At 68.6% G+C, this 21,767-nt stretch carries 20 protein-coding genes and 2 pseudogenes; 17 read left to right on the top strand and 5 right to left on the bottom strand.

What is annotated here, in order from left to right:
- Positions 1-3 precede the first annotated feature (3 nt).
- Positions 4-864, bottom strand: a pseudogene (locus V8201_RS14570) (flagellar basal body P-ring protein FlgI); the annotation flags it as partial.
- Between V8201_RS14570 and V8201_RS14565 the strand changes: the two are divergent.
- Positions 847-1,479 (top strand): annotated as a pseudogene (locus tag V8201_RS14565) (aldo/keto reductase); the annotation flags it as partial. The pseudogenes V8201_RS14570 and V8201_RS14565 sit on opposite strands and share 18 nt — an antisense overlap.
- 122 nt (positions 1,480-1,601) lie before the next feature.
- A complete protein-coding gene (locus tag V8201_RS14560) occupies positions 1,602-2,336 on the top strand; it encodes a Crp/Fnr family transcriptional regulator (RefSeq protein ID WP_336545725.1) in 735 nt (244 codons plus the stop codon).
- 3 nt (positions 2,337-2,339) lie between these two features.
- On the opposite strand, the gene V8201_RS14555 is transcribed toward V8201_RS14560, so the two are convergent.
- A complete protein-coding gene (locus V8201_RS14555) occupies positions 2,340-4,751 on the bottom strand; it encodes a TonB-dependent receptor (RefSeq protein WP_373276487.1) in 2,412 nt (803 codons plus the stop codon).
- Positions 4,752-5,045: 294 nt separating this feature from the next.
- Here V8201_RS14555 and V8201_RS14550 point away from each other — a divergent pair, with 294 nt between their 5' ends.
- The 11 genes from V8201_RS14550 to V8201_RS14500 all read left to right on the top strand — a co-directional run bounded on the left by V8201_RS14550 (position 5,046) and on the right by V8201_RS14500 (position 15,386).
- Entirely contained in the window at positions 5,046-6,500 is a 1,455-nt protein-coding gene (locus V8201_RS14550) for a methyl-accepting chemotaxis protein (RefSeq protein ID WP_336545723.1), read from the top strand.
- A gap of 238 nt (positions 6,501-6,738) precedes the next feature.
- Positions 6,739-8,172 (top strand): methyl-accepting chemotaxis protein, encoded by a 1,434-nt coding sequence (locus V8201_RS14545; protein ID WP_037536821.1) that lies wholly within the window; start codon positions 6,739-6,741, stop codon positions 8,170-8,172.
- A 30-nt stretch (positions 8,173-8,202) separates the two neighbouring features.
- Positions 8,203-8,508, top strand: coding sequence for an STAS domain-containing protein (locus V8201_RS14540; protein ID WP_051583722.1), 306 nt, complete (start codon positions 8,203-8,205; stop codon positions 8,506-8,508).
- A gap of 11 nt (positions 8,509-8,519) precedes the next feature.
- Complete coding sequence (locus V8201_RS14535; RefSeq protein WP_336545722.1) at positions 8,520-10,649, top strand: chemotaxis protein CheA; 2,130 nt, start codon at positions 8,520-8,522, stop codon at positions 10,647-10,649.
- Positions 10,646-11,506 (top strand): CheR family methyltransferase, encoded by an 861-nt coding sequence (locus tag V8201_RS14530; RefSeq protein WP_037536819.1) that lies wholly within the window; start codon positions 10,646-10,648, stop codon positions 11,504-11,506. Before V8201_RS14535 ends, V8201_RS14530 begins: the two co-directional genes overlap by 4 nt.
- Complete coding sequence (locus V8201_RS14525; RefSeq protein WP_037536817.1) at positions 11,503-12,543, top strand: protein-glutamate methylesterase/protein-glutamine glutaminase; 1,041 nt, start codon at positions 11,503-11,505, stop codon at positions 12,541-12,543. The genes V8201_RS14530 and V8201_RS14525 overlap by 4 nt, the downstream gene beginning before the upstream one ends.
- Positions 12,540-13,097: a chemotaxis protein CheD gene (locus V8201_RS14520; protein ID WP_051583721.1), complete on the top strand. Its 558-nt coding sequence runs from the start codon at positions 12,540-12,542 to the stop codon at positions 13,095-13,097. Before V8201_RS14525 ends, V8201_RS14520 begins: the two co-directional genes overlap by 4 nt.
- A gap of 31 nt (positions 13,098-13,128) precedes the next feature.
- Positions 13,129-13,494: a response regulator gene (locus V8201_RS14515; RefSeq protein WP_037536814.1), complete on the top strand. Its 366-nt coding sequence runs from the start codon at positions 13,129-13,131 to the stop codon at positions 13,492-13,494.
- Between the two features lie 22 nt (positions 13,495-13,516).
- Positions 13,517-13,960, top strand: coding sequence for a chemotaxis protein CheW (locus tag V8201_RS14510; protein WP_037536812.1), 444 nt, complete (start codon positions 13,517-13,519; stop codon positions 13,958-13,960).
- Between the two features lie 92 nt (positions 13,961-14,052).
- Positions 14,053-15,063, top strand: a complete 1,011-nt coding sequence (locus V8201_RS14505) for a chemotaxis protein CheB (RefSeq protein ID WP_336545721.1) — start codon at positions 14,053-14,055, stop codon at positions 15,061-15,063.
- Positions 15,060-15,386: a hypothetical protein gene (locus tag V8201_RS14500; RefSeq protein WP_037536809.1), complete on the top strand. Its 327-nt coding sequence runs from the start codon at positions 15,060-15,062 to the stop codon at positions 15,384-15,386. The genes V8201_RS14505 and V8201_RS14500 overlap by 4 nt, the downstream gene beginning before the upstream one ends.
- Before the next feature lie 66 nt (positions 15,387-15,452).
- On the opposite strand, the gene V8201_RS14495 is transcribed toward V8201_RS14500, so the two are convergent.
- Together V8201_RS14495 and V8201_RS14490 are read right to left on the bottom strand one after the other, a co-directional pair.
- The gene (locus V8201_RS14495; protein WP_200870478.1) at positions 15,453-15,833 is read right to left on the bottom strand and encodes a hypothetical protein; all 381 of its coding nucleotides are present in this window, start codon (positions 15,831-15,833) and stop codon (positions 15,453-15,455) included.
- A gap of 108 nt (positions 15,834-15,941) precedes the next feature.
- Positions 15,942-16,610 (bottom strand): MBL fold metallo-hydrolase, encoded by a 669-nt coding sequence (locus V8201_RS14490; RefSeq protein WP_037536806.1) that lies wholly within the window; start codon positions 16,608-16,610, stop codon positions 15,942-15,944.
- Positions 16,611-16,690: 80 nt separating this feature from the next.
- Between V8201_RS14490 and pabB the strand changes: the two genes are divergently transcribed.
- The 4 genes from pabB to msrA all read left to right on the top strand — a co-directional run bounded on the left by pabB (position 16,691) and on the right by msrA (position 20,713).
- Positions 16,691-18,469 carry an aminodeoxychorismate synthase component I gene (gene pabB / locus V8201_RS14485; protein WP_336545720.1) on the top strand — a complete coding sequence of 593 codons (1,779 nt, stop codon included), beginning with the start codon at positions 16,691-16,693 and terminating at the stop codon, positions 18,467-18,469.
- Between the two features lie 34 nt (positions 18,470-18,503).
- Positions 18,504-19,703 (top strand): pyridoxal phosphate-dependent aminotransferase, encoded by a 1,200-nt coding sequence (locus V8201_RS14480; protein WP_037536802.1) that lies wholly within the window; start codon positions 18,504-18,506, stop codon positions 19,701-19,703.
- Positions 19,704-19,858: 155 nt separating this feature from the next.
- Positions 19,859-20,005 (top strand): hypothetical protein, encoded by a 147-nt coding sequence (locus V8201_RS14475; protein WP_200870477.1) that lies wholly within the window; start codon positions 19,859-19,861, stop codon positions 20,003-20,005.
- A gap of 54 nt (positions 20,006-20,059) precedes the next feature.
- Complete coding sequence (gene msrA, locus V8201_RS14470) at positions 20,060-20,713, top strand: peptide-methionine (S)-S-oxide reductase MsrA (RefSeq protein ID WP_037536800.1); 654 nt, start codon at positions 20,060-20,062, stop codon at positions 20,711-20,713.
- A gap of 340 nt (positions 20,714-21,053) precedes the next feature.
- On the opposite strand, the gene pdeM is transcribed toward msrA, so the two are convergent.
- Entirely contained in the window at positions 21,054-21,716 is a 663-nt protein-coding gene (gene pdeM / locus V8201_RS14465; protein ID WP_037536798.1) for a ligase-associated DNA damage response endonuclease PdeM, read from the bottom strand.
- Positions 21,717-21,767 lie beyond the last annotated feature (51 nt).

Raw genomic sequence — 21,767 nt, 5'->3', positions numbered from 1 at the left:
ACATCATTGGACCTCGATTTCGGCCTGGAGCGCGCCGGCGGTGCGCAATGCCTGCAACACGCTGATCAGATCGCGGGGGGTGACGCCGAAGGCGTTGAGGCCGGCGACCAGCGACACGAGCGACGTGGCATTGTGCAACACGCCGAGCCCGCGCCCGTTGCCGTCGGTCACCCCGATCTGGGTGCGTGGCAGCACCTCGGTCGTGCCGTTGGAAAATGGCCCCGGTTGCGACGCGATCGGGGTTTCGGCGATGCTGATCGTCAAGCCGCCCTGCGCGATCGCCACCGGGCTGATCCGGACATCGGCCCCCATCACCACCGTGCCCGATGCCTCGTTGATCACGACGCGCGCAGGCAGGTCGACCTCGACCGGCAGTTCCTCGACGCCCGCCACCAGATCGATGACGTGGTCCGCCGAGCCGGCGGGCGGAGTCAGTTCGACCGTGCCGGGATCGAGCACGCGCGCGGCACGATCGTAGCGGCGGTTGATCACCTCGGCGACGCGGAAGGCGGTGGTGAAATCCGGGTTCTTCAGCGCGAGCTTGAGTGTGGTCGCCGACCGCAGCGTGAAGGGAACCTCGCGCTCGACGATCGCCCCGCCGGCGATCCGCGCCGCGGTGGTGACGCCGCGGCTGATCGAGGCGGCGGCGCCCTGTGCGCGGAAGCCCGAAACCGACAGCGGCCCTTGCGCGACGGCGTAGATCTCGCCGTCCAGTCCGCGCAGCGAGGTGACGAGCAGCAATCCCCCTTGCAGGCTGCTGGCGTCACCCATCGCGCCGACCTGCACGTCGATCTTGCTGCCGGCGCGGGCGAAGGCGGGCAAGGTCGCGGTGACGGACACTGCGGCGATATTTTGCGTCCGCACCGCGTCGATCCCGACGTGCCGATCGAGGAGGTCGCCGGCACGGTGCGCGAGCTGATCGCCGCCGGCAAGGTGCGTCACTTCGGCCTGTCGGAAGCCGCGCCCGAGGCGATCCGCCGCGCGCATGCAGTGCAGCCGGTGACCGCGCTGCAAAGCGAATATTCCCTGTGGTGGCGCGAACCCGAGGCGGAGATCCTGCCGCTGCTCGACGAACTCGGCATCGGCTTCGTACCCTTCTCGCCGCTCGGCCGCGGCTTCCTGTCGGGGGCGATCGATGCAAGCACGACCTTTGCCGCGGACGATTTCCGCAACCAGCTGCCCCGTTTCTCCGCCGCGGCGCGGCAGGCCAATCAGGCGCTGGTCGACCTGATCGCGACCCTGGCCAAGGAGCGTGATGCGACGCCGGCGCAGGTCGCGCTCGCCTGGCTGCTCGCGCAGCGGCCGTGGATTGTGCCGATCCCGGGCACGACCAAATTGCACCGGCTCGAGGAGAATCTTGCGGCGGTGGACGTGGTGCTCGACGGCGACGCGCTGGCGCGGATCGATGCGGCGCTGGCGGGGATCGCGATCGAGGGGGATCGCTACTCGCCCGCGCAGCAGCAGTTCGTCCGCCGCTGAGCGGAGGCGACGCCTCGCCCCCCGACGTCACGCCGGGTCAGGAACAACCCGGACCGATCTATGTTGCTGTCCGGGATCGGGCCGGCTGACGTCCCGCTGCTAAGGGGGGCGCAGAGTCGGCGATGGTAACGGCGTGGAAGGCGGTCGGGCCGCAGGATCGGGGCACCAGCAACCGGCTGCTCCGGCATATGGCGGCGGCGGACTGGGCGATGCTGGCGCCGCATGCCGAGCGGGTGTCGTTCGCAGTATGGGACGATATCGCCCGCGCCGGCGAGCGGATCGCCAGCGTCTGCTTTCTAGATGAGGGGATCGCCGGCATCCTCGATTCGCTCGACGGCGACCGCCGCTATGCGGTGGCGCTGGTCGGCGCAGAGGGGTTCATCGGCTGGCCGGTGCTGCTCGGCGACGATCGTTCGCCCTATGACGTGACGATGCGCGCCGAACATGGCAGCGCGCTGCGCATCCCCGCCGCGGTGCTAGGCGCGGCGGTCGCGCAAAGCGCGGGGCTACGCAGCCTGTTGCTGCGCTTCGTCCAGACGCTGATGGTGCAGATGGGGCGGACGATCGTCTCGTCGCTGGCGCATCCGATCGAGCGGCGGATGGCGCGCTGGATCCTCCTCTATCACGACCGCGTGCGCGAGGACGATATTTGCATGACGCACGAGGAATTCCGGTTGATGCTCGGCGTCCGGCGCAGCAGCGTCACCGAGGCGCTGCACCGGCTGGAAGAGGATCAGGCGATCCGCGCGTTTCGCGGCCGCGTCGTGGTGCGCGACCGCGCCAGGCTGATCGAACTCGCCGGCGACACCTATGGCCATGCCGAGCAGGAATATCGACGCCTGCTCGGCATGGGATAAGCGTCAGAACCCCCGCCGCAGCGTCACGAACCACTGGCGCGGCGCACCGGCGAGCAGGGTCTGGTTGTCGCCGCTGGCGGTATAGCCGTTCGAGCCGATCGTCGAGATATAGCGTTTGTCGGTCAGGTTGGTGACGCTGCCCTCGATCGCCAGTCCTTCCAGCACGCCGCCGACGCCGCGCAGGCGATAGCCGAGGCTGGCGTCGACCAGCAGCCGCGCCCCGACCGACTGGTCGTTGAGATAGGTGAAATAGCGCTTGGTCATATAGTCGCCGCCGACCCGCGCGAAAAAGCGGTCGTCGTCATAGACGATCTCGCCCTTGGCCATATGTTCGGGCGTGTCGACCACGGTCTTGCCCTTGGTCGGGGAGAGCAGGGTGCCGTCGGCGGCGACGACGTTATCCTGATAGGTCGATCTGTTGTAGGAATAGCTGGCGAACAGCGTCAGCGGCCGGGCGACGCGATAGCTGGCGGCGAGTTCGGCGCCATAGCTTTCGACGTTGCCGGCGTTGTTGAGCGTCGGCGGATTGCCCTGGATGCCCGATCCGTTGCTGAACGACAGCAGGCGGTTGGCGAAGTGGATGTAATAGCCCGCCGCCGACAGCTGCAACCCGCCGCGGCGCAGGCGCACGCCGCCTTCGCCGGTCTTCGACGTTTCCGGCTTGAGCGTATTGCGGATCGCATTGAAGCCGGCCTGCGTCGTCGCGAACGGTCCCGAGGTCGCCGACGAGACGAAGGCGCGCATATTCTCGGTATAGCTGGCGAATAGCTCGGCGCCGCTGCCGAGATCGAAGACCGCGCCGACCTGCGGCAGGAACCAGTCCTCCGCCTTGATCTTGCCGTTGACCAGCGATCCGGTGAGCAGGTTCGCCTGATTGCGGACGCGCATCCCCTTCCAGCCGCCGTTGAGCGTCAGCGCGCCGAGGCGGAGCGTGTCGGCGAGATAATATTGCAGCGTCTCGGTATCGTACTTGCCGTTCCACTGCGTGAAATAGGGGTTGGACTGGAAGTCGCGGGCGCTGCGGTCGGAGGCGGTGTTGCTCATCCCGTAGAAGCGGCGCGCCTGGGTGAAGCTGTTGCTCTCATACCAGCCGCCGAGTTCGAACCGGTTGGCGCCGGTGTCGAGCGTCAGCCGGGTGAGGTTGCCGGCGCGGTCGATGCCATATTCGGTGGTGCGGAAGCCGAGCGGCGAGGCATAGCCATAGGCCGCGGCCGATGCGATCGGCAAAGTCTCGCCATTGCCGCCGAGCGCGCCCGCCGGCGTCGGCGAATAGGGCGTGATCCACGAGCCCTGGCCGCGGTTGTGATGATAATAAGCGGTCGACACGATCGACAGCTGATCGGTCAGCCGCCCGTCGAAGGTGACGCCGCCCAGCCAGTCGCGACGCAGGCCGGCGGCATCGTAATAGGCATCGTCGACGCTGCCGAAACCGGTCGGGAAGGTCAGCCCCGCCCCCGACCAGGGCGCGACGAAGCCGGCGGTCGCACCGTTGTTCGCCGTCCGATAGGCGGCGAGCGCCGCCTGGTTCTGGTAGACGCGTGCTAGTTGCAGCGCGAGCGCATAGTCGTTGCTGATATTGTCGTCGTTGAGCCCGCGCCGGCGGATGATGTCGAGGCTCAGATCCTGATAGTCGTTCTCGCGCCGGTCGGAATAATTGACGAAGGCGGTGATGCTGCCGCGCGCGCCAAGGTCTTCGACCAGCTTGGCGTTGACCTGATGCTGGCGCTGCGTGCCATAGCCCTTCCACTTGTCGGTGGTGAGATAGCCGTAGCTTAGATAGCCCTTGAGCCCGCCGCCGAGATCGCCGCTGTCGAGCCGCGCGAAGCCGCGCCAGGTGTCGTCGCTGCCGTAGGTGCCCGAGGCGACGAGGTCGAAGGTATCGGACGGCTTGCGGCTGGTGAATTGCAACGTGCCGCCGAGATTGCTGGTCGAGGCGGTGCCGAGCGCGCCGGCACCCTGCGCCACCGTCGTCGCGGCGAGATTTTCGGAAAGGATCGCGCGGCTGATGTGCAGGCCGTTGACGTTGCCGTAGCTCATGTCGCCGAGCGGCACGCCGTCGAGCGTGAAGCCGAGCTGATTCTGGTTGAAGCCGCGCAGCGAGATGCGCGTCGACCATTCATAGGCGCCGAACGCGTCGGCCGATTGGAAGTTGACGCCGGGCAGTTTGGCGACCGCCTTGAGCGGCGAGGTGCCCGGCGTGAGCCGCGCCATGTCGATCGCGCTCACCGTCTGCACCTGCCGGCTCTGGCCGAAGCCCATCACGACGATGTCGGACTCGGTGCCGCCCGCGGCCGTGGTCTGATCCTGACCGTCGGTGATCGTCGCACCCGCGGTCGCGGTCGCATCCTGTGCCCAGGCGGGCGCCGCCGCGAGCAGCGCCGCCGGCGCGACACTGACCAACCAAAGCCGTGACATCATGATGCTTTTCCCCTTCGCCTGCGCTGGCGTTGGGACCGCTCTGGCCATGGTTAATTACGCTTTAACGACGCCTCGGCGACGCCATGGTTACAATCGCCACTTCCTATCGGCACCGGCGACCCGATCGCCGGCGGATCAGTCTATATTTGTAAAAGGCCCGTGCGCAGCTTGCGTATTTAACGGGGTCTTTACAGATTCGGTCCAATTTGAACGTGAGTGGCTGATTCGAGCAGAGATGATGCCAGGACAAATGCTTCGCGGGCTCATCCGCACTCATCGAAGGACCTGAAGATGTTGACGTGGTTCGCTAATCATGCCCCGATACGCAGCAAGTTCCGGGTGCTGCTGGGCGTGCACGGGGCGGTCGCCGCGACCGGCGTGCTGACGACCTATCTCGCCGCGGAGGCGACGCCGGCCGAGGCGACGGTCTATGTCGGCATCGCCGCGACGCTGTTCCTCGTCACCATCGCGGTGGTGCTGTTCAGCGGCAAGGTGATCAGCGATCCCTATGTCGGCTCGGTGACGCGGATGGAGGGGCTCGCCGCGGGCGATCTCACCTCGCCGATCCCGTTCGGCGATCACCGCGACTGTATCGGCCGGATGGCGCGGGCGGTCACCGTCTTCAAGCAGAATGCCGAGGCGGTACAGGCTGCGGCGGCGGCGCAGCAGATCGTCGTCGGCGCGCTCGGCGAGGGGCTGACCCGACTCGCGTCGAGCGATCTCGCCTATCGCATCGACCAGAAGTTTCCCCCCGACTATGAGCGGCTGCGCACCGACTACAATCGCGCGCTCGATGCGGTCGCCGAGACGATCCGCGCAGTGACCGATGCGACCAACGGCATCAACAGCGGCGCGATCGACATCCGCCAAGCCTCCGACGACCTGTCGCAGCGGACCGAGCAGCAGGCAGCGAGCCTGGAGGAGACGGCGGCGGCGATGGACGAGATCACCGCGACGGTGCGGCAGACCGCCGCCGGTGCGGTGCGCGCCAGCGGCGTCGTCGAGGAGGCGCGCGTCGAGGCCGAGCAATCGGGTGCGGTGGTGCGCCGCGCGGTCGACGCGATGAGCGGAATCGAGCGGGCCTCGAACGAAATCTCCGACATCATCTCGGTGATCGACGGCATCGCCTTCCAGACCAATCTGCTCGCGCTCAACGCGGGCGTCGAGGCGGCGCGCGCCGGTGACGCGGGGCGCGGCTTCGCGGTGGTCGCGTCCGAAGTCCGCGCGCTGGCGCAGCGTTCGGCGGAAGCGGCCAAGGACGTCAAGACGCGGATCACCGCCTCTTCCGAGCAGGTCGAATCCGGCGTCGAGCTGGTCAGCGAGACGGGCAAGGCGCTCGACCGGATCATCGTTCGCATCGCCGAGATCAACGCGCTGGTGGCGGAGATCGCCTCGGCCGCGGAACAGCAGGCGACCGGCTTGCAGCAGGTCAACACCGCGGTGAGCGAGATGGACGGCGTGACGCAGCAGAATGCCGCGATGGTCGAGCAAGCCACCGCCGCGGCGCGCAGCCTGTCCGCCGAAGCCGACGAGCTCGCCCGTCAGGTGGCGCGCTTCAAGCTCGCCGGCGTCGGCCATTCGGGTGGCGAGGCGGTGCTCCGCGCGGTGCCGGTGGTGCACCAGCTGCAGGATCGCGCCGCGGATGCCGGGCGGCGGATCGCACGGGCGGCCCGTCGCACCGCGCCGATGTCGTCGAGCGGCGGCACCGCGCTCGCCGTCTCGTCGGAGGATTGGTCGGAATTCTGACGCGGCCGCTTGGATCGACCCGCAGACCGGAAAGGGGGGGAACAGCATGTACCATCGTGACGAACATCGCCGTCATCGCCACGCCCCCGCCGGCCGCGGCCATCGCCGGGCCGCCGCGCCAAGCCGGCGTCGCTTTACACCCAGAATGAGTGTTCAACGCCCTGTTAAGTCAATTGGGACAGCGTCTTGCGACACATGCCCGGCGGTGGTCCGCCGGCTGTCGAGGGGGACGTCATCGATGTTGAACTGGTTTGCCAAGCGGGCGCCGATCCGTGTCAAATTTCGGGTCGCGGCGACGGTGCAGGCGCTGCTCGGTCTGATCCCGATCGGGATCGCCGGCGCGGCGGCGGCGGGGATGATCCACACCAGCCCGGCGGTCGACGTCACGCTGTCGGGGCTGACCGTCGCGACGATGTGCGCGATCACGCTCTACGCCGGACGGCTGATCTGCCGGCCCTATGTCGAGACGGTGGTGCGGATGGAAGCGCTCGCCGCGGGCGACCTCAGTTCGCCGATCGACCATACCGACAACACCGATTGCGTCGGCCGGATGACGCGGGCGATGGCGATCTTCCGCCGCAACACCGAGGAAGCGAATACCGCCGGCGCGCAGCGCGCGATGGCGGCGGCGCTCGCCGAGGGGCTGGCGGCGCTGGCGCAGGGCGATCTCGCCTTCCGCATCACCGCCGACTTTCCGGCCGAATTCGAGTCGCTGCGCGCCGATTTCAACGCCGCGATGGAGGCGATGATGGCGGCGGTCAGCGCGGTCAACCTTGCGGCGGCGAGCATCGACAGCGGATCGGGCGATATCCTGCGCGCCTCGGACGACCTGTCGCAGCGCACCGAGCAGCAGGCGGCGAGCCTGGAGGAAACCGCGGCGGCGATGCAGCAGATCACCGTGACGGTGCGCGATACCGCGGCCCGCGCCGAACGGGCGAGCGCCGTCGTCGGCAGCGCGCGCGGCGAGGCGGAGGAATCGGGCGGCATCGTCGCCCGCGCCGTCACCGCGATGGGCGGGATCGAGCGGGCGTCGCATGAAATCTCCGACATCATCTCGGTGATCGACGGCATCGCCTTCCAGACCAATCTGCTCGCGCTCAATGCGGGCGTCGAGGCGGCACGCGCCGGTGATGCCGGCCGCGGCTTCGCGGTGGTCGCGTCGGAAGTGCGCGCGCTGGCGCAGCGCTCGGCGGAAGCGGCCAAGGACGTCAAGACGCGGATCACCGCCTCGTCCGAACAGGTCGGGGCAGGGGTGGCGCTGGTCAGCGCGACCGGCACCGCTTTGCAGCAGATCATCGCGCGCTTCGGCGAGATCAGCGGTTTGGTCACACAGATCGCCACCGCCGCCGAACAGCAGGCGACCGCGCTGCAGCAGGTCAACACCGCGGTCGGCGAGATGGACAATGTGACGCAGCAGAATGCCGCTATGGTCGAGGAAGCCACCGCCGCCGCCCGCAACCTCGCCAGCGAGGCGAACGAGCTGGTCGGCCAGATGGCGCGCTTCCGCGCCGAGCCGCGCGTCGCGCCCGTCCGCCGGCCGGTCGCCGTCGGCAATCCGGTCCATCACCTTCAGCAGCGCGCCGCCGTCGAAGGTCGCCGCCTTGCCCAGCATGCCCGCCGTTCCGCCACCGCCGCCGTTGCCGTCGCCGGTGACGATTGGTCCGAATTCTAGCTCTTCAGCCCCTTGGAAAGTCGAAGCCGAATGTCTCCGCCCGCCACGTCCCTGCTTCCCGCGACGCTCGATACCACGGCGGCCAGCCCGCTGCGCGTCGCGCTGCTCGACCAGATCGAGCGTGGCGAGCCGGTCCATCTCGACGGCAGCGAGGTCAGCCGCGTCGGCCTCGCCTGCCTCCAGGTGCTGGCGAGCGCCCGCGCCACCGCGGCGGACCGCGACCTCGACTTCACGCTCGAGCGGCCCAGCGAGGCGCTGGCGCGGATGATCGGCGTCGCCGGATTGAACGAGGCGCTCGACGTCGCGGCCGATGCCGGCACGGCCCGCGACGCCTGAAAGGACGGATGATGAACCTCGACGAGATCCAGCTGATCTTCTTTCAGGAATGCGACGAAGGCCTGGCTTCGATGGAGGCGAGCTTCGGCGCCGTCCGTCAGGGTCACTATGACAATGAGACGATCAACACGATCTTCCGCGCGGTCCATTCGATCAAGGGCGGCGCGGGGGCGTTCGGGCATGAGCGGCTCCAGGCCTTCGCCCATGAATATGAGACGTTGCTCGATCTGGTGCGCAACGGCGCGCTGACGCTGACCCCCGATCTGCTCGGCACGATCGTCAGCGCCTTCGACATGCTCGCCGATCACGTGACCGCGGCGCGCGATGGCGGCGAACCGCCGGCCGATGCGGCGATGCTCGCGCGGCTGGTCGACGCCGCCACGCCCGACAGCGCCGGTGGCGCACCCGCGCCCGCCGCCGAGGCGGAGCCGGAGTTCGCGCCCGTCGCCTTCGGTGGCGACGATTTCGACGATCTGTTCGCGATGTGCGAGGCACCGGCGCCGGCACCGGCAGGCGGCGACTGGCAGGTGACGTTCATCCCCGGATCGGACGCGCTGGAGAATGGCGGCGACCCGCTGCTGCTGCTGCGCGAGCTGGCGATGCTCGACGCGACGGTGACCAGCGTCGATCTGTCGGCGCTGCCGCTGCTCAACCAATTGCATCCCGAGCGCTGCTATCTCGGCTGGACCGCCACCGTTCCCGCCGCGGTCGCCGAGGAGGATATCCGCGCGATCTTCGAATTCATGGGGACGTGCGACCTCAGAATCGAGAAGGCGGGCGGCGCGCCGGCGAACGACGATCTGCCGTTCGACCTGCCGCTGCCGGTGCTCGACGCCGAGCTCGGCGCACCCACGCCGATTCCGCCGGTCGCCGCGCCCGCGCCGCCGCCCGTGCCTGCCGCGCCGCCGGTCGCCGCCGAAGCCGCCGCGCCGCGCGCCGCGGTGACGCCGCCGGCGCAGACGATCCGCGTCGATCTCGACAAGCTCGACCGGCTGGTCAATCTCGTCGGCGAGCTGGTCATCACCCAGGCGATGCTCGCGCAGCGCCTGTCGGAACATGCGATGGCGGGGATTTCGGAGCTCACCGACCTCGACCACCTGACCCGCGAGCTGCAGGAATCGACGATGGCGATCCGCGCGCAGCCGATGAAGACGGTGTTCAGCCGCGTGCCGCGCATCATCCGCGAGCTGGAGGTGGAGACCGGCAAGCGCGTCCGCCTCGACATCGTCGGCGAGATGACCGAGGTCGACAAGACCGTCGTCGAACGGATCGGCGAGCCGCTCACGCACCTCATCCGCAACGCGGTCGACCATGGCCTCGAAACCCCGGCCGAGCGGCTCGCCGCCGGCAAGCCGGAGGAGGGCGTCGTCACGCTGTCGGCGGCGCATCATTCGGGGCGGATCGTCATCACCGTCGCCGACGACGGCCGCGGCATCGATCGCAAGCGCGTCCGCGCCAAGGCGATCGAACGCGGCATCATCGCGCCCGACGCGCTGCTCAGCGACGAGGAGACCGACAATCTGATCTTCGCGCCCGGCTTCTCGACCGCGGCGACGGTGTCGAACATCTCGGGGCGCGGCGTCGGCATGGACGTGGTGCGCAAGAACGTCCAGGCGCTCGGCGGCCGCATCGGCATCACCTCGCATCTCGGGTCGGGGTCGAGCTTCGCGCTGTCGCTGCCGCTGACGCTGGCGGTGCTCGACGGCATGATCGTCACCGTCGGCGACCAGACCTTCGTCATCCCGCTCGGCCATATCGTCGAAAGCCTCCGGCCCGATCAGGACGGGGTCAAGGTGCTCGGTCCCAATGCGGCGCTGCTCGACGTGCGCGGGTCCTACGTCCCGGTCCATTACGTCGCCGACCAGCTCGGCATCGAGGGCGCCGAAACCGATCCGAGCCAGGCGGTGCTGATCGTCGTCGAATCGGACGTCGGCCAGGCGATCCTGATGGTCGATACGATCCAGGACCAGCGCCAGGTGGTGGTGAAGAGCCTCGAGGCGAATTACGCCGCCATCCCCGGCCTCGCCGGCGCGACGATCCTCGGCGACGGGCGCGTCGCGCTGATCCTCGATGTCGATGCGCTGATCTCGCGCTGGCGGCGCGACCGCGTCACCGCCGCGCCGCTCGGTATCGCCGCATGAGTGCGGTGATGCTGCCGGCGAACCGGCCGACCGAATTCCGCTTCGAGCCCGCCGATCACGCCGCGATCAGCGCCTTCGCCTATGACGCGGCGGGCATCCTGCTGCCGCCCGGCAAGATGCAGTTGGTCTATGGTCGGCTCGCGCCGCGGGTGCGCGCGCGCGGTCTGACCCGCTTCGCCGATTATGTCGCGCTGATCGACCAGGACGATGCCGAGCGGACGCGCGCACTCGACGCGCTGACCACCAACCACACCAGCTTCTTCCGCGAGGCGCATCATTACGATCACTTCATCGACCAGGCGTGGCCGGCGCTCGACCAGCGGCTGGCGACGCGCGGCAAGGTGCGGATCTGGTCGGCGGCCTGTTCGAGCGGCGAGGAACCCTATTCGCTGCTGATGGCGATGTTCGGCAACGAGCGCGGCAACGGCCAGCGGCTGGCGCGCACCGATCTGCGCGTGCTCGGCACCGATCTGTCGACCGAGATCCTCGATGCCGCCCGCGCCGGCCGCTATTCGCTGGAGACGGCGGCGAGCATCCCGCCGATGCTGCGCGGTCTGTGGACGACGCGCGTCGGCGATTCCGTCGAGGTCCATCCCCTGGTCCGCGAGCGCGTCGCCTTCCGCAAGCTCAACCTGCTCGAAGCCTGGCCGATGCGCGGCCTGTTCGACGCGATCTTCTGCCGCAACGTCATGATCTATTTCGACGAGGCGACCAAGGAGCGATTGCAGACCCGGCTCGCCGATCATCTCGTCCCCGGCGGATTCCTCTACATCGGCCATTCCGAGCGGCTCGCCGCGACGGTGGCGCCCCGTTTCACCTGCGTCGGACGGACGACGTTCCAGAAGGTAGCGTCATGATCGCTTCGCATGCCCGAGCCGCGCCGACGCGCGTGCTGATCGTCGATGATTCGCCGACGATGCGCGCCATGGTCGCGCACAGCCTGTCGCGCTACGACGATATCGAGGTGATCGGCTGCGCCGACGGCCCGCATACCGCGCGCGAGATGATCAAGGCGCTCAACCCCGACGTGATCACGCTCGACATCGAGATGCCGGATATGAACGGCCTCGAATTCCTCGAGAAGATCATGCGGCTGCGGCCGATGCCGGTGGTGATGCTGTCGACGCTGACCGGGCGCGGGGCCGAGGCGACGATCCGCGCGCTCGAACTGGGCGCCTTCGACTGCTGCGAGAAACCCAAACAGGCGTTCGGCGAGGATCTCGGCGACGATCTCGCCGAACTGTTGCGCACCGCCGCCCGCAGCCCGCGCCGGCCGCGCTTCGTCAGCACGCCGGCCCGACCGGTCGTCGATTACGAGCCGCGGCCCGACTCGCTGATCGCGATCGGCTCGTCGACCGGCGGGGTCGAGACGCTGATCGAGCTGCTGTCGGCCTTTCCGGTCCGCTGCCCGCCGACGGTGATCGTCCAGCATATGCCCGAAACCTATGTGCCGACCTTCGCCGCGCGGCTCGACCGGCTGTCGGCGCCGCAGGTCAGCGTCGCCCGCTCGGGCGCGCCGCTCGAAATCGGCCAGGTCTATGTCGCGCCGGGCGGCACGCACCATCTCGAGGTCACCGGCGGCAAGCTGCGCCGATGCCGGCTCGTCGCCGACGAGAAGATGAGCGGCCATCGTCCCTCGGTCGATCGGCTGTTCCTGTCGGCGGCGCGCTGGGCCGGGCCGTCGGCGGTTGGCGCGATCCTCACCGGCATGGGCGCCGATGGCGCGCAGGGGCTCAAGAAGATGAAGGAGGCCGGCGCGATGACGATCGGCCAGGATCAGGACAGCTGTGTCGTCTACGGCATGCCCGCTGCCGCGCAGCAGATCGGCGCGGTGACGGTGCAGCTGCCGCTGTCGCGGATCGCGGCGCGCCTGCTGTCCGAGTGCAAGGCATGAGGGGCGCGGCACGCACCGTCGACGGACTGCGGCGCATCACGATCATGCAGGGCGAGACCAAGGTGTCCGACGATCCCGACGCGGTGCTGACCACCGTGCTGGGCAGCTGCATCTCCGCCTGCCTGTTCGATCCGGTCGCCAAGATCGGCGGCCTGAACCATTTCCTGCTCGCCGAACCGGGCAGCGGCGATACCGACGTCACCTCGCTCCAGCGCTATGGCGTCTATGCGATGGAGGTGCTGATCAATGCGATGATGGCGATGGGCGCGATGCGCCACAACCTCAAGGCGCGGATCTACGGCGGCGCCTCGCTGCGCGACGGCTTCCGTGACATCGGCACCGCCAACGCGCTGTTCGCCCGCCGCTTCCTGCGCGACGAGCGGATCGCCTTGGTCGGCGAGGATGTCGGCGGCTATGGCGCGCGCCGCGTCGAGTTCCGCCCGACCCTGGGCCTCGCGCGCTGCCGCATCGCCAATGTCCGCCCGGTCGAACAATTGCGCGCCGTCCCGGTGCCGGTGCCCGCCGCCGCGATCGGCGACGTGGAGTTCTTCTGATGCGCCCTCCCAACCGAACAAAGGAATATCCGTGTCTACAACCATCATGACCGTTGACGATTCACCGAGCATGCGGATGCTGTTGCGGGCGGCGCTCACCGACCTCGGCTATACGGTGCTCGAGGCGGAAGATGGCGTGCAGGCGCTGGAGCGGCTCGATGGTGCCGAGCCGGCTTTGCTGATCACCGACATCAACATGCCGCGGCTCGACGGGTTCGGCCTGATCGAGCGGGTGCGCGAGCAGGACCGGCATCGCAACCTGCCGATCCTGGTGCTGACCACCGAAAGCTCGGAAGAAAAGAAGCAGCGGGCCAAGGAGGCCGGCGCGACCGGCTGGATCGTCAAGCCCTTCCACCCCGAAAAGCTGGCCGCGGCGATCCGCCGCGTGCTGCACTGACCCGTTGCGAGGAGACCCTATCATGTCCCGCCAGCTCATCACCTTCCAGATCGGCGAACAGGTCCTCGGCGTCGATATCATGGCGATCCGTGAAATCCGCGCCTGGTCGCCGGCGACGCCCTTGCCCAACGTGCCGCCGCATGTCCGCGGCGTCGTCAACCTGCGCGGCGTCGTGCTGCCGGTGCTCGACCTCAGCCACCGGCTCGGCTGGGGGATGACCGATCCCTCGGCGCGGCACGTCATCATCGTCGTGCGGATCGGCGAGCAGTTGCAGGGGCTGATCGTCGATGCGGTCAACGATATCGTCACCGTGCCCGACGACGGCATGCAGCCCTTGCCCGATATCGGCGATACGCCCGCGGCGCAGTTCCTCGAAGGGCTGGCGACGATCGATCAGCGGCTGATCCTCGTGCTGGCGCTCGAACGACTGGTCGACGGCACGATCGCGCTGCCCGACGCCGCCTGATCGTTCGGTTGGTCGCAACCTGGTAAAGCTGACGGGTCCACGGACGTTTCCGCTTCTTTAATCCTCTTCATTTCGCTCAAGGAAGCCTGGTTATGGCCGCTGCGGTCAAGGTTCTCGTCGTCGATGATTCGCTCACCATGCGCGCGCTGCTGTCGGGCGCGCTCGAGCGGATACCGGGTGTCGTCGTCGTCGGATCGGCGGATGGCGCCGACGATGCGCGCGCGATGCGCCAGCAATTCCATCCCGACGTGATGACGCTCGACGTCGAGATGCCCGGGATGAGCGGCATCGAATATCTCGCCGAACTGATGGACGAGCGGCCGATGCCGGTCATCATGTTCTCGACCCGGACCGAGGCGGGGGCGGCGGCCTCGATCGAGGCGCTGCGGCTCGGCGCGATCGACTGTTTCCCCAAGCCCAAGGTCGCGGTCGCGGCGGAGTTCGACAAGATCCTCGCCAAGCTCGGCAAGCGGATCAAGGCCGCCAAGGGGGCGGTGGTGAAGAGCGGCACGATGGGCAAGGCGGTGGCGGCGGAGCCGATCGACTGGAACGGCCGGCTGCTGGCGATCGGCGGCGAGGCGGCGGCGACGCAGACGCTGTTCGACCTGTTCGGCAGCTTCGCGAAGAATTGCCCGCCGACCATCGTCGTCCAGCATCTCGGCGCGGGCCTCGCCGGCACGATGATCGACCAGCTCGCCGCGGAGATCGCGCCGCGCATCGTCCTCGCCGAGGACGGCATGGCGATCGAGCAGGGCACCATCTATCTCGCGCCGCCGGGCGACCACCATGTCGTGGTCGACCGCTGGCCCGAGGGACGGCTGCGGATGCTGCCGCGTGATCCGGTCGCGGGCGAGCGGCCGTCGATCTCGATCCTGTTCGCCGCGGTCGCCAAGGCCGCGGGGGCGGAGGCGGTCGGCGTGCTGCTCGGCGCCGACGGCGAGGATGGCGATGCCGGCGTGCGCGCGCTGCAAGCCGGTGGCGGCTATTGCATCGCCCCGGCCGAGCCGCGGACCGACGGCTATGTGATGACGCGGCGGATGGCGTCGCAGGCCGTGCCGCCCGACCAATTGTCGCGCCAGATCATGCGGCTGTGTTCCAAATGAGCGGCCGAACCGGCACCGGCTCCGGGATCGAGCCCGCGCTGTCGCAGGCGCTGGCGGACGAGCTGACGACGCTCACCGGCGTGCTCGGCGATCTTGCCTATGATCTCGCCGCCAATGCCGATACGTTGCGGGCGCATATGCACAGCCTGCAGGCGATCGATCGCATCACCCAGGCGCAACTGGCGATGGCGGACGTGCTGCGGTCCTCGGCCTCGTCGGAGGATCGGGTCGCGGCGATCACGCTCGAATCGCTGGCGACGAGTCTGCTCGCGGCGCTGCATCATTATCGCGGGCTGGAGATCGACGCGCGCAACGTGGCGTGACGGTCCGGCTTTTTGAAAATCGACCCCGTCATCCGGATCGTGTCCGGATGACGGGGCCTGCGGGTCTTACGCCTTCTTGCGCGCGCGCTTGGGAGCGGCGGCGGCGGCGGTGTCTTCTTCCTCGTCGGGCTGGTCTTCACCCGCCTCGGTCAGCGCCTCGCCGAGCGACTTGAGCTTGTCCTGCGACTTGTCCGCCTTGTCGGCGATCTTGGTGGTCGCGGCGCCGAGCCGGTGGAGCAGGGCATGGATGCGATCCGCATCCGGCGTATCCTTTTCGAGCTGTTTGCGCAGCGAGCCGAGGTCGCGCAGGATGCCCTTCGCGCCGGGGGTGTCGAGATCGGCCAGCGCGGCTTCCCAATCCTCGACCATGTCGGCGCCCTTATTGGCCTTGGTGCTGTCCAGTCCGCGATTGATCGCGTTCATCGTTCCGGCGAATTTAACGGCCATGCGGCGCATCCTTTATGGGGAAATCCCACGCCGCCAACGAGATATTGCCAATATGTTTCCTCGCCGCGGCCAACTTATGATGTTACCGCGGCAAGTCTTGATCTCGCTCTATTCGGCGAGCGCGCGGTCGCTGACGAACATGTTGTTGGCGCGCTCATGTGCGAAGGTGCTGGGATTGCCGTGACCGGGGATGAAGGCCGTATCGTCGCCGAGCGGCCAAAGCTTGGTGACGATCGTCTCGATCAGTTGCTTGTGGTTGCCGCCGGGCATGTCCGACCGGCCGACCGAACCCTGGAACAGCACGTCGCCGACCTGTGCGAACTTCGACGGCGCATGGTGGAAGATGACATGGCCGAGCGTATGCCCCGGCGTCTCATAGACATCGAGCGTCAGGTCGCCGACCGTCACCGTATCGCCCTCGACCAGCCAGCGATCGGGTTCGAAGACGACGCCGGTCATGCCGTAATTGCGGCCGTCGTCGTCGAGCCGCGCCAGCCAGAAACGGTCCGCCTCATGCGGCCCCTCGATCGGCACGCCGAGGTCGTCGGCGAGCGGCTTGGCCTCGCCGGCGTGATCGATATGGCCGTGGGTGAGCAGGATCTTCTCGACGGTGACGCCGGTCTGCGCGATCGCCGCCTTGATCCGCGGCAGGTCGCCGCCGGGATCGATCACCGCCGCCTTCATCGTCGCGGTGCACCAGATCAGCGTGCAATTCTGCTGGAACGGCGTCACCTGGACGATGACGGCCTTGAGCGGCGTGGACTGTGTGTCGGTCATGTCGCGGGGGATAAGCATCTGGCGGCAGGGGAGCAATCGCCGCTTGCGCCGACCGGGGCGGGCCGTGCATTTGTGAGCGGATGCTGAACGCCCCCTTTGTGTTGCTGGACGATGCCCGTGCGGGCGGGGCGGGGGCGCGGCTCTACGAGGACCCGGTCGAGATCGTCCGAGCCGACAGCCCGGCGGCGGTGCTGACGGCGCTCGACCGGATTCGTGCGGCGGGCGGGCGCGGGCTGCACGCCGCGGGCTATCTCACCTATGAGGCGGGCGCGGCGCTGATGCCGCGCGCCGTGCCGATGCCGGCCGGCGATGGGTCGCTGCTCTGGTTCGGCCTGTTCGAGACGTATCGCGCGCTCGATGCGGCGGCGGTGGCGGACATGCTTCCCGATCCCGAGGCGGCGTGGGCGGCGGCGCCCGTGCCGCGCATCGATCGCGCCATGTACGACGCGACATTGGCCGAGGTGCTGGCGCTGATCCATGCCGGCGACCTCTATCAGGCCAATGTCACGCTGCGCGCGGACGTCAGGATCGCCGGCGACCCGCTCGCGCTTTATGCCGGGCTGCGGCGCGGCGCGGCGGCGGGTTATGGCGCACTGATCGCGACCGGGGACCGGCATATGCTGTCGCTGTCGCCCGAACTCTTCTTCACGCTCGCGGGCGACAGGCTGACCTGCCGACCGATGAAGGGGACCGCGACACGCGGCGATACGCCTGCCGACGATGCGGCGCGGATCGCGACGCTGCACGGCGACGCCAAGCAACGCGCCGAAAACCTGATGATCGTCGACCTGATGCGCAACGATCTGTCGCGCGTCGCCGTCGCGGGCAGCGTCGCGGTGCCGGCGCTGTTCACCGTCGAAAGCTATCCGACGGTGCATCAGATGACCTCGACCGTCACCGCGCAGCTTGCCGGGGGGCTCGATGCGGTCGACGTGCTCACCGCGCTGTTCCCGTGCGGCTCGATCACCGGCGCGCCCAAGCTGCGCAGCATGGAGGTGATCGCCACCACCGAGACTGCGCTGCGCGGCATCTATACCGGGTCGATCGGGCGAATCGATGCCGATGGCGATGCGGCGTTCAACGTGGCGATCCGCACCTTGAGCATCGCCGAGGAGGCGGAGGTCGCCGAACTCGGGCTCGGATCGGGGATCGTCGCCGACAGCCGCGCCGACGAGGAATGGGCGGAGGTGCTGGCCAAGGGCGCGTTCGTCACCGCCGGCCGCCGGCCGCTCGACCTGATCGAGACGATGGCCTTCGATCCCGACGAGGGCGTCGTCCTGCTCGAAGCGCATCTGGCGCGGCTCGGCGCGAGTGCCGCGGCGCTCGGCTTCCGCTTCAATCGGCACAGCGCGCGCAACGACTTGCAGGCGGCGACCTTCCGGCTGCGCACCGCGGCGCGGATCCGGCTGGTGCTGGCGCAGGGCGGCGCGACCGCGATCGAGATCGCGCCGGCGCCCTTGCCGCCGCCCGCGCCGTGGCGGGTTGCGCTGGTGCCGCTGCCGGTCGCGGTCGAGGATTACCGGCTGCGCCACAAGACCAGCGACCGCGGCTTCTACGATGCCGCGCGGGCCGCGGCGGGAACCGACGAGGTGGTGTTCGTCCGCCCCGACGGGCTGCTGACCGAGGGCAGCATCACCTCGCTGTTCGTCCCCGCGGCGGACGGGCAATTGGTCACCCCGGCGCTCAACCTCGGACTGCTGCCGGGCGTGCTGCGGGCCGATCTGATCGCCAAGGGGCGTGCCAGGGAGGGATATCTGTCGCCGGAAGCGCTCACCGCGCCATTTTTTGTCGGGAATGCGGTGCGCGGGCTGATCCCGGCGGTTGTTGCGATTGCGAAAGGGGCGGCGCTGTCGCTATAGGCCGCGCGTCCTTTCCGCCATCAAGGCCCGACTCATGAAGCCCTCCGCCGCCCTCGGCCGCATCAGCCCGTCCCCGACGCTCGCCATCACCAGCCGCGTGCTCGAGCTGAAGCGGGCCGGCGTCGACGTGATCGGCCTCGGCGCGGGCGAGCCGGACTTCGACACGCCCGATTTCGTCAAAGAGGCGGCGATCGCCGCGATCCGTGACGGCAAGACCAAATATACCAATGTCGACGGCACGATCGAGCTCAAGCAGGCTATCGTCGCCAAGTTCGCGCGCGACAACCATCTCACCTACACGACCGATCAGGTGACGGTGAACGTCGGCGGCAAGCATACGCTGTTCAACGCCATCGTCGCGACGGTCGATGCCGGCGACGAGGTCGTCATCCCGGCGCCCTATTGGGTGAGCTATCCCGACGTCGTCCAGTTCGCCGGCGGCACGCCGGTGTTCGCGGTGGCGGGCCCCGAACAGGATTACAAGCTGTCGCCGGAGGCGCTCGAGGCGGCGATCACCGAGCGGACCAAGTGGGTGATCCTCAACTCGCCGTCCAACCCGACCGGGGCCGCATACAGCGTCGACGAACTGAAGGCGCTCGGCGCGGTGCTGGCGCGCCACCCGCACGTCTGGATCTTCGCCGACGATATGTACGAGCATATCGTCTATGACGATTTCCGCTTCGCGACGATCGCCGAGGTCTGCCCCGACCTTTACGAGCGGACGCTGACGGTGAACGGCTGTTCCAAGGCCTATGCGATGACCGGCTGGCGGATCGGCTTCGCCGCCGGCGCCCCGTGGCTGATCAAGGCGATCGCCAAGCTCCAGTCGCAGTCGACCAGCAACCCCTGTTCGATCGCGCAGGCGGCGGCGGTGGCGGCGCTGACCGGACCGCAGGACTTCCTGCGCGAGCGGGCGCAGGCGTTCCAGCGGCGGCGCGACCTGGTGGTCGACATGCTCAACGCCATCCCCGGCATGCACTGCCCGCGGCCCGAGGGGGCGTTCTACGTCTATCCGTCGTTCGCAGAGCTGATCGGCAAGACGACGCCGAACGGCCGCCGGATCGACAGCGACGAGGATTTCGTCGGCTATCTGCTCGACGACGCCAAGGTGGCGGCGGTGCAGGGCGCGGCGTTCGGCCTGTCGCCGGCGATGCGGATCAGCTACGCGACCTCGGACACGCTGCTGCGCACCGCCTGCGAGCGGATCCAGCAGGCCTGCGCCGATCTGCGCTGAGCGCTGACCCTGCTCTGCGCTGAACGGACCGGCCACGGCGGGTTAATCCAGCGTTTCTATAAACGACATTGCGAACGGCGCGCAGAACCACGATCTGCGCGTCTATGATTGGGCAGGGTTCATGACCCGCCTGCACGACAACGAAGGCATGCGTGATGCAGAAGGTAATCAAGAGCCGGTTCTTCTGGCAGTTCATCGGCGGTTTCGCGATCGGTGCGGTCGGCGTCGTCACGCTCCACCCGGCGAGCGCGCAGCCGGTCGCGCCGGTCGCCGCGGCGTCGCCGATCGTCCAGGCGCACTGAGCCATGCCGCGCCCCGCCCTTGGCGCGCGGCGGGCGGCTCCCCATTTAGCTGACATGCTCAAGATCCTGTTGCCGGTCGCCGGCGCCGCCGCCGCCGTTCTCGCCTCCACCGGCTTTGCCGAGGCCGAGCGCGTCGTGCCGATTCCAGCTGCGGCGCGCGACGTGCCCGCGGGCGCCGGGGCGCAGACCGCGGTCTTCGCCGGCGGCTGCTTCTGGGGCATGGAAGCGGTGTTCGAACATGTGAAGGGCGTGCGCTCGGTCACCGCAGGCTATGCCGGCGGCAGCGCGGGTACCGCGACCTACGACCAGGTGTCGACCGAACGCACCGGCCACGCCGAGGCGATCAAGGTCAGCTACGACCCGCGCGTCGTCAGCTATGCGACGCTGCTGCGCGTCTATTTCGCCATCGCGCACGATCCGACCGAGCTCAACCGGCAGGGGCCGGACAGCGGGCCGAGCTATCGGTCGGCGATCTTCCCGCAGAGCCCGCAGCAGGCGGCGGTCGCGCGCGCCTATATCACGCAGCTCTCCGCGGCGAAGAGCTTCCGCGCACCGATCGTGACGCGGATCGAACAGGGCAGCTTCTATCCGGCCGAGGCCTATCACCAGAATTTCTACGACCGCAATCCGACCCACCCCTATATCGTCCATTGGGACAAGCCGAAGGTGGCGGCCTTCAAGGCGGGGCTGCCGGCGCTGTATCGTTAAGGGCGGCGCATCGATCTTTCGCTTGCGCCAGGTGGGTTCGCGCAGAGGCGCTGAAGACGCAGAAGTGTTGCGTTCGCGGTGCCGGCGTCATCCGATGGCACTGAGCTAATAAGGTCGCGCCAACTGTGCGCCTTTACTCTGCGCCTCTGCGCCAACATGTTTCATAATAGCCGCAACTGAATGACCAGTGCTCCCGCGGAGGCGGGAGCCCAGTGTTCTTCCTGCCGCAAGCGCGGTTCTGCTTGGTCACCGAATTCCCGCCTGCTCGGGAATGCTGGTACTTCTAAGTCGCCCCGAACGATCCCACGGTTGACTTCAGCCGATGGCGCGACCGGCGTGGTCAGGCGGCGATCGGAAACCGCAGCAGGCGCTGCTCGACCGGCACCAGCGCTTCGGCGCCGCGCCCGACCGCCTTGGTCAGCGCCGGATGGTCGACGTCGAGGCCGCCGGTCAGCGCGCCGAAGGCGGGCAGGACAATCTTGCGCTCGGTGGCGACGAAGCAGCGACGGGCGATCGTCTTGCCGCGCACCGCGAGCCGCAGCTTGGGGTGGAAATGGCCCGACACTTCGGGGCGCAGCTCGCGCGGATCGGCCTCGTGACGCAGGACGAGGCCGTCGACCTCCACCTCGTCGGCGGTCTCGCCGCCGCAGCGGTCCTTGATGTCGGGATCGTGGTTGCCGGTGATCCAGGTCCAGCGCAGCGTGCCGGTCAGCGTGCGCAGCCGCAGCTGCGCCTCGCGCGGCAGGCGCTCGCAGCCGTCGCTGTCGTGGAAACTGTCGCCGAGGCACCACAATTCCCGCGCCCCCGTCGCCTGCACCAGCCGGCCGAGATCGGCGAGCGTCGCCAGCGAATCATAGGGCGGCAGCATCTGTCCGCGCGCCGCATACCAGCTCGCCTTTTCGAAATGCAGGTCGGCGACGAGCAGCGCCTGCCGCGCCGGCCACAGCAAGGCGCCCTCGGGCAGGGCGTAAAGCGCGTGACCACCGAACGAAAAGGGAACCATCGCCGCGCCTTGCCCGTAATGGGACAGGGGATCAAGGCCTTGTATCAGCCG

Origin of the sequence: Sphingomonas kyungheensis, assembly GCF_037120395.1 — a bacterium.
Classification (GTDB): Bacteria; Pseudomonadota; Alphaproteobacteria; order Sphingomonadales; family Sphingomonadaceae; genus Sphingomonas; species Sphingomonas kyungheensis.
This window is presented reverse-complemented; position numbering and strand designations above follow the sequence as displayed.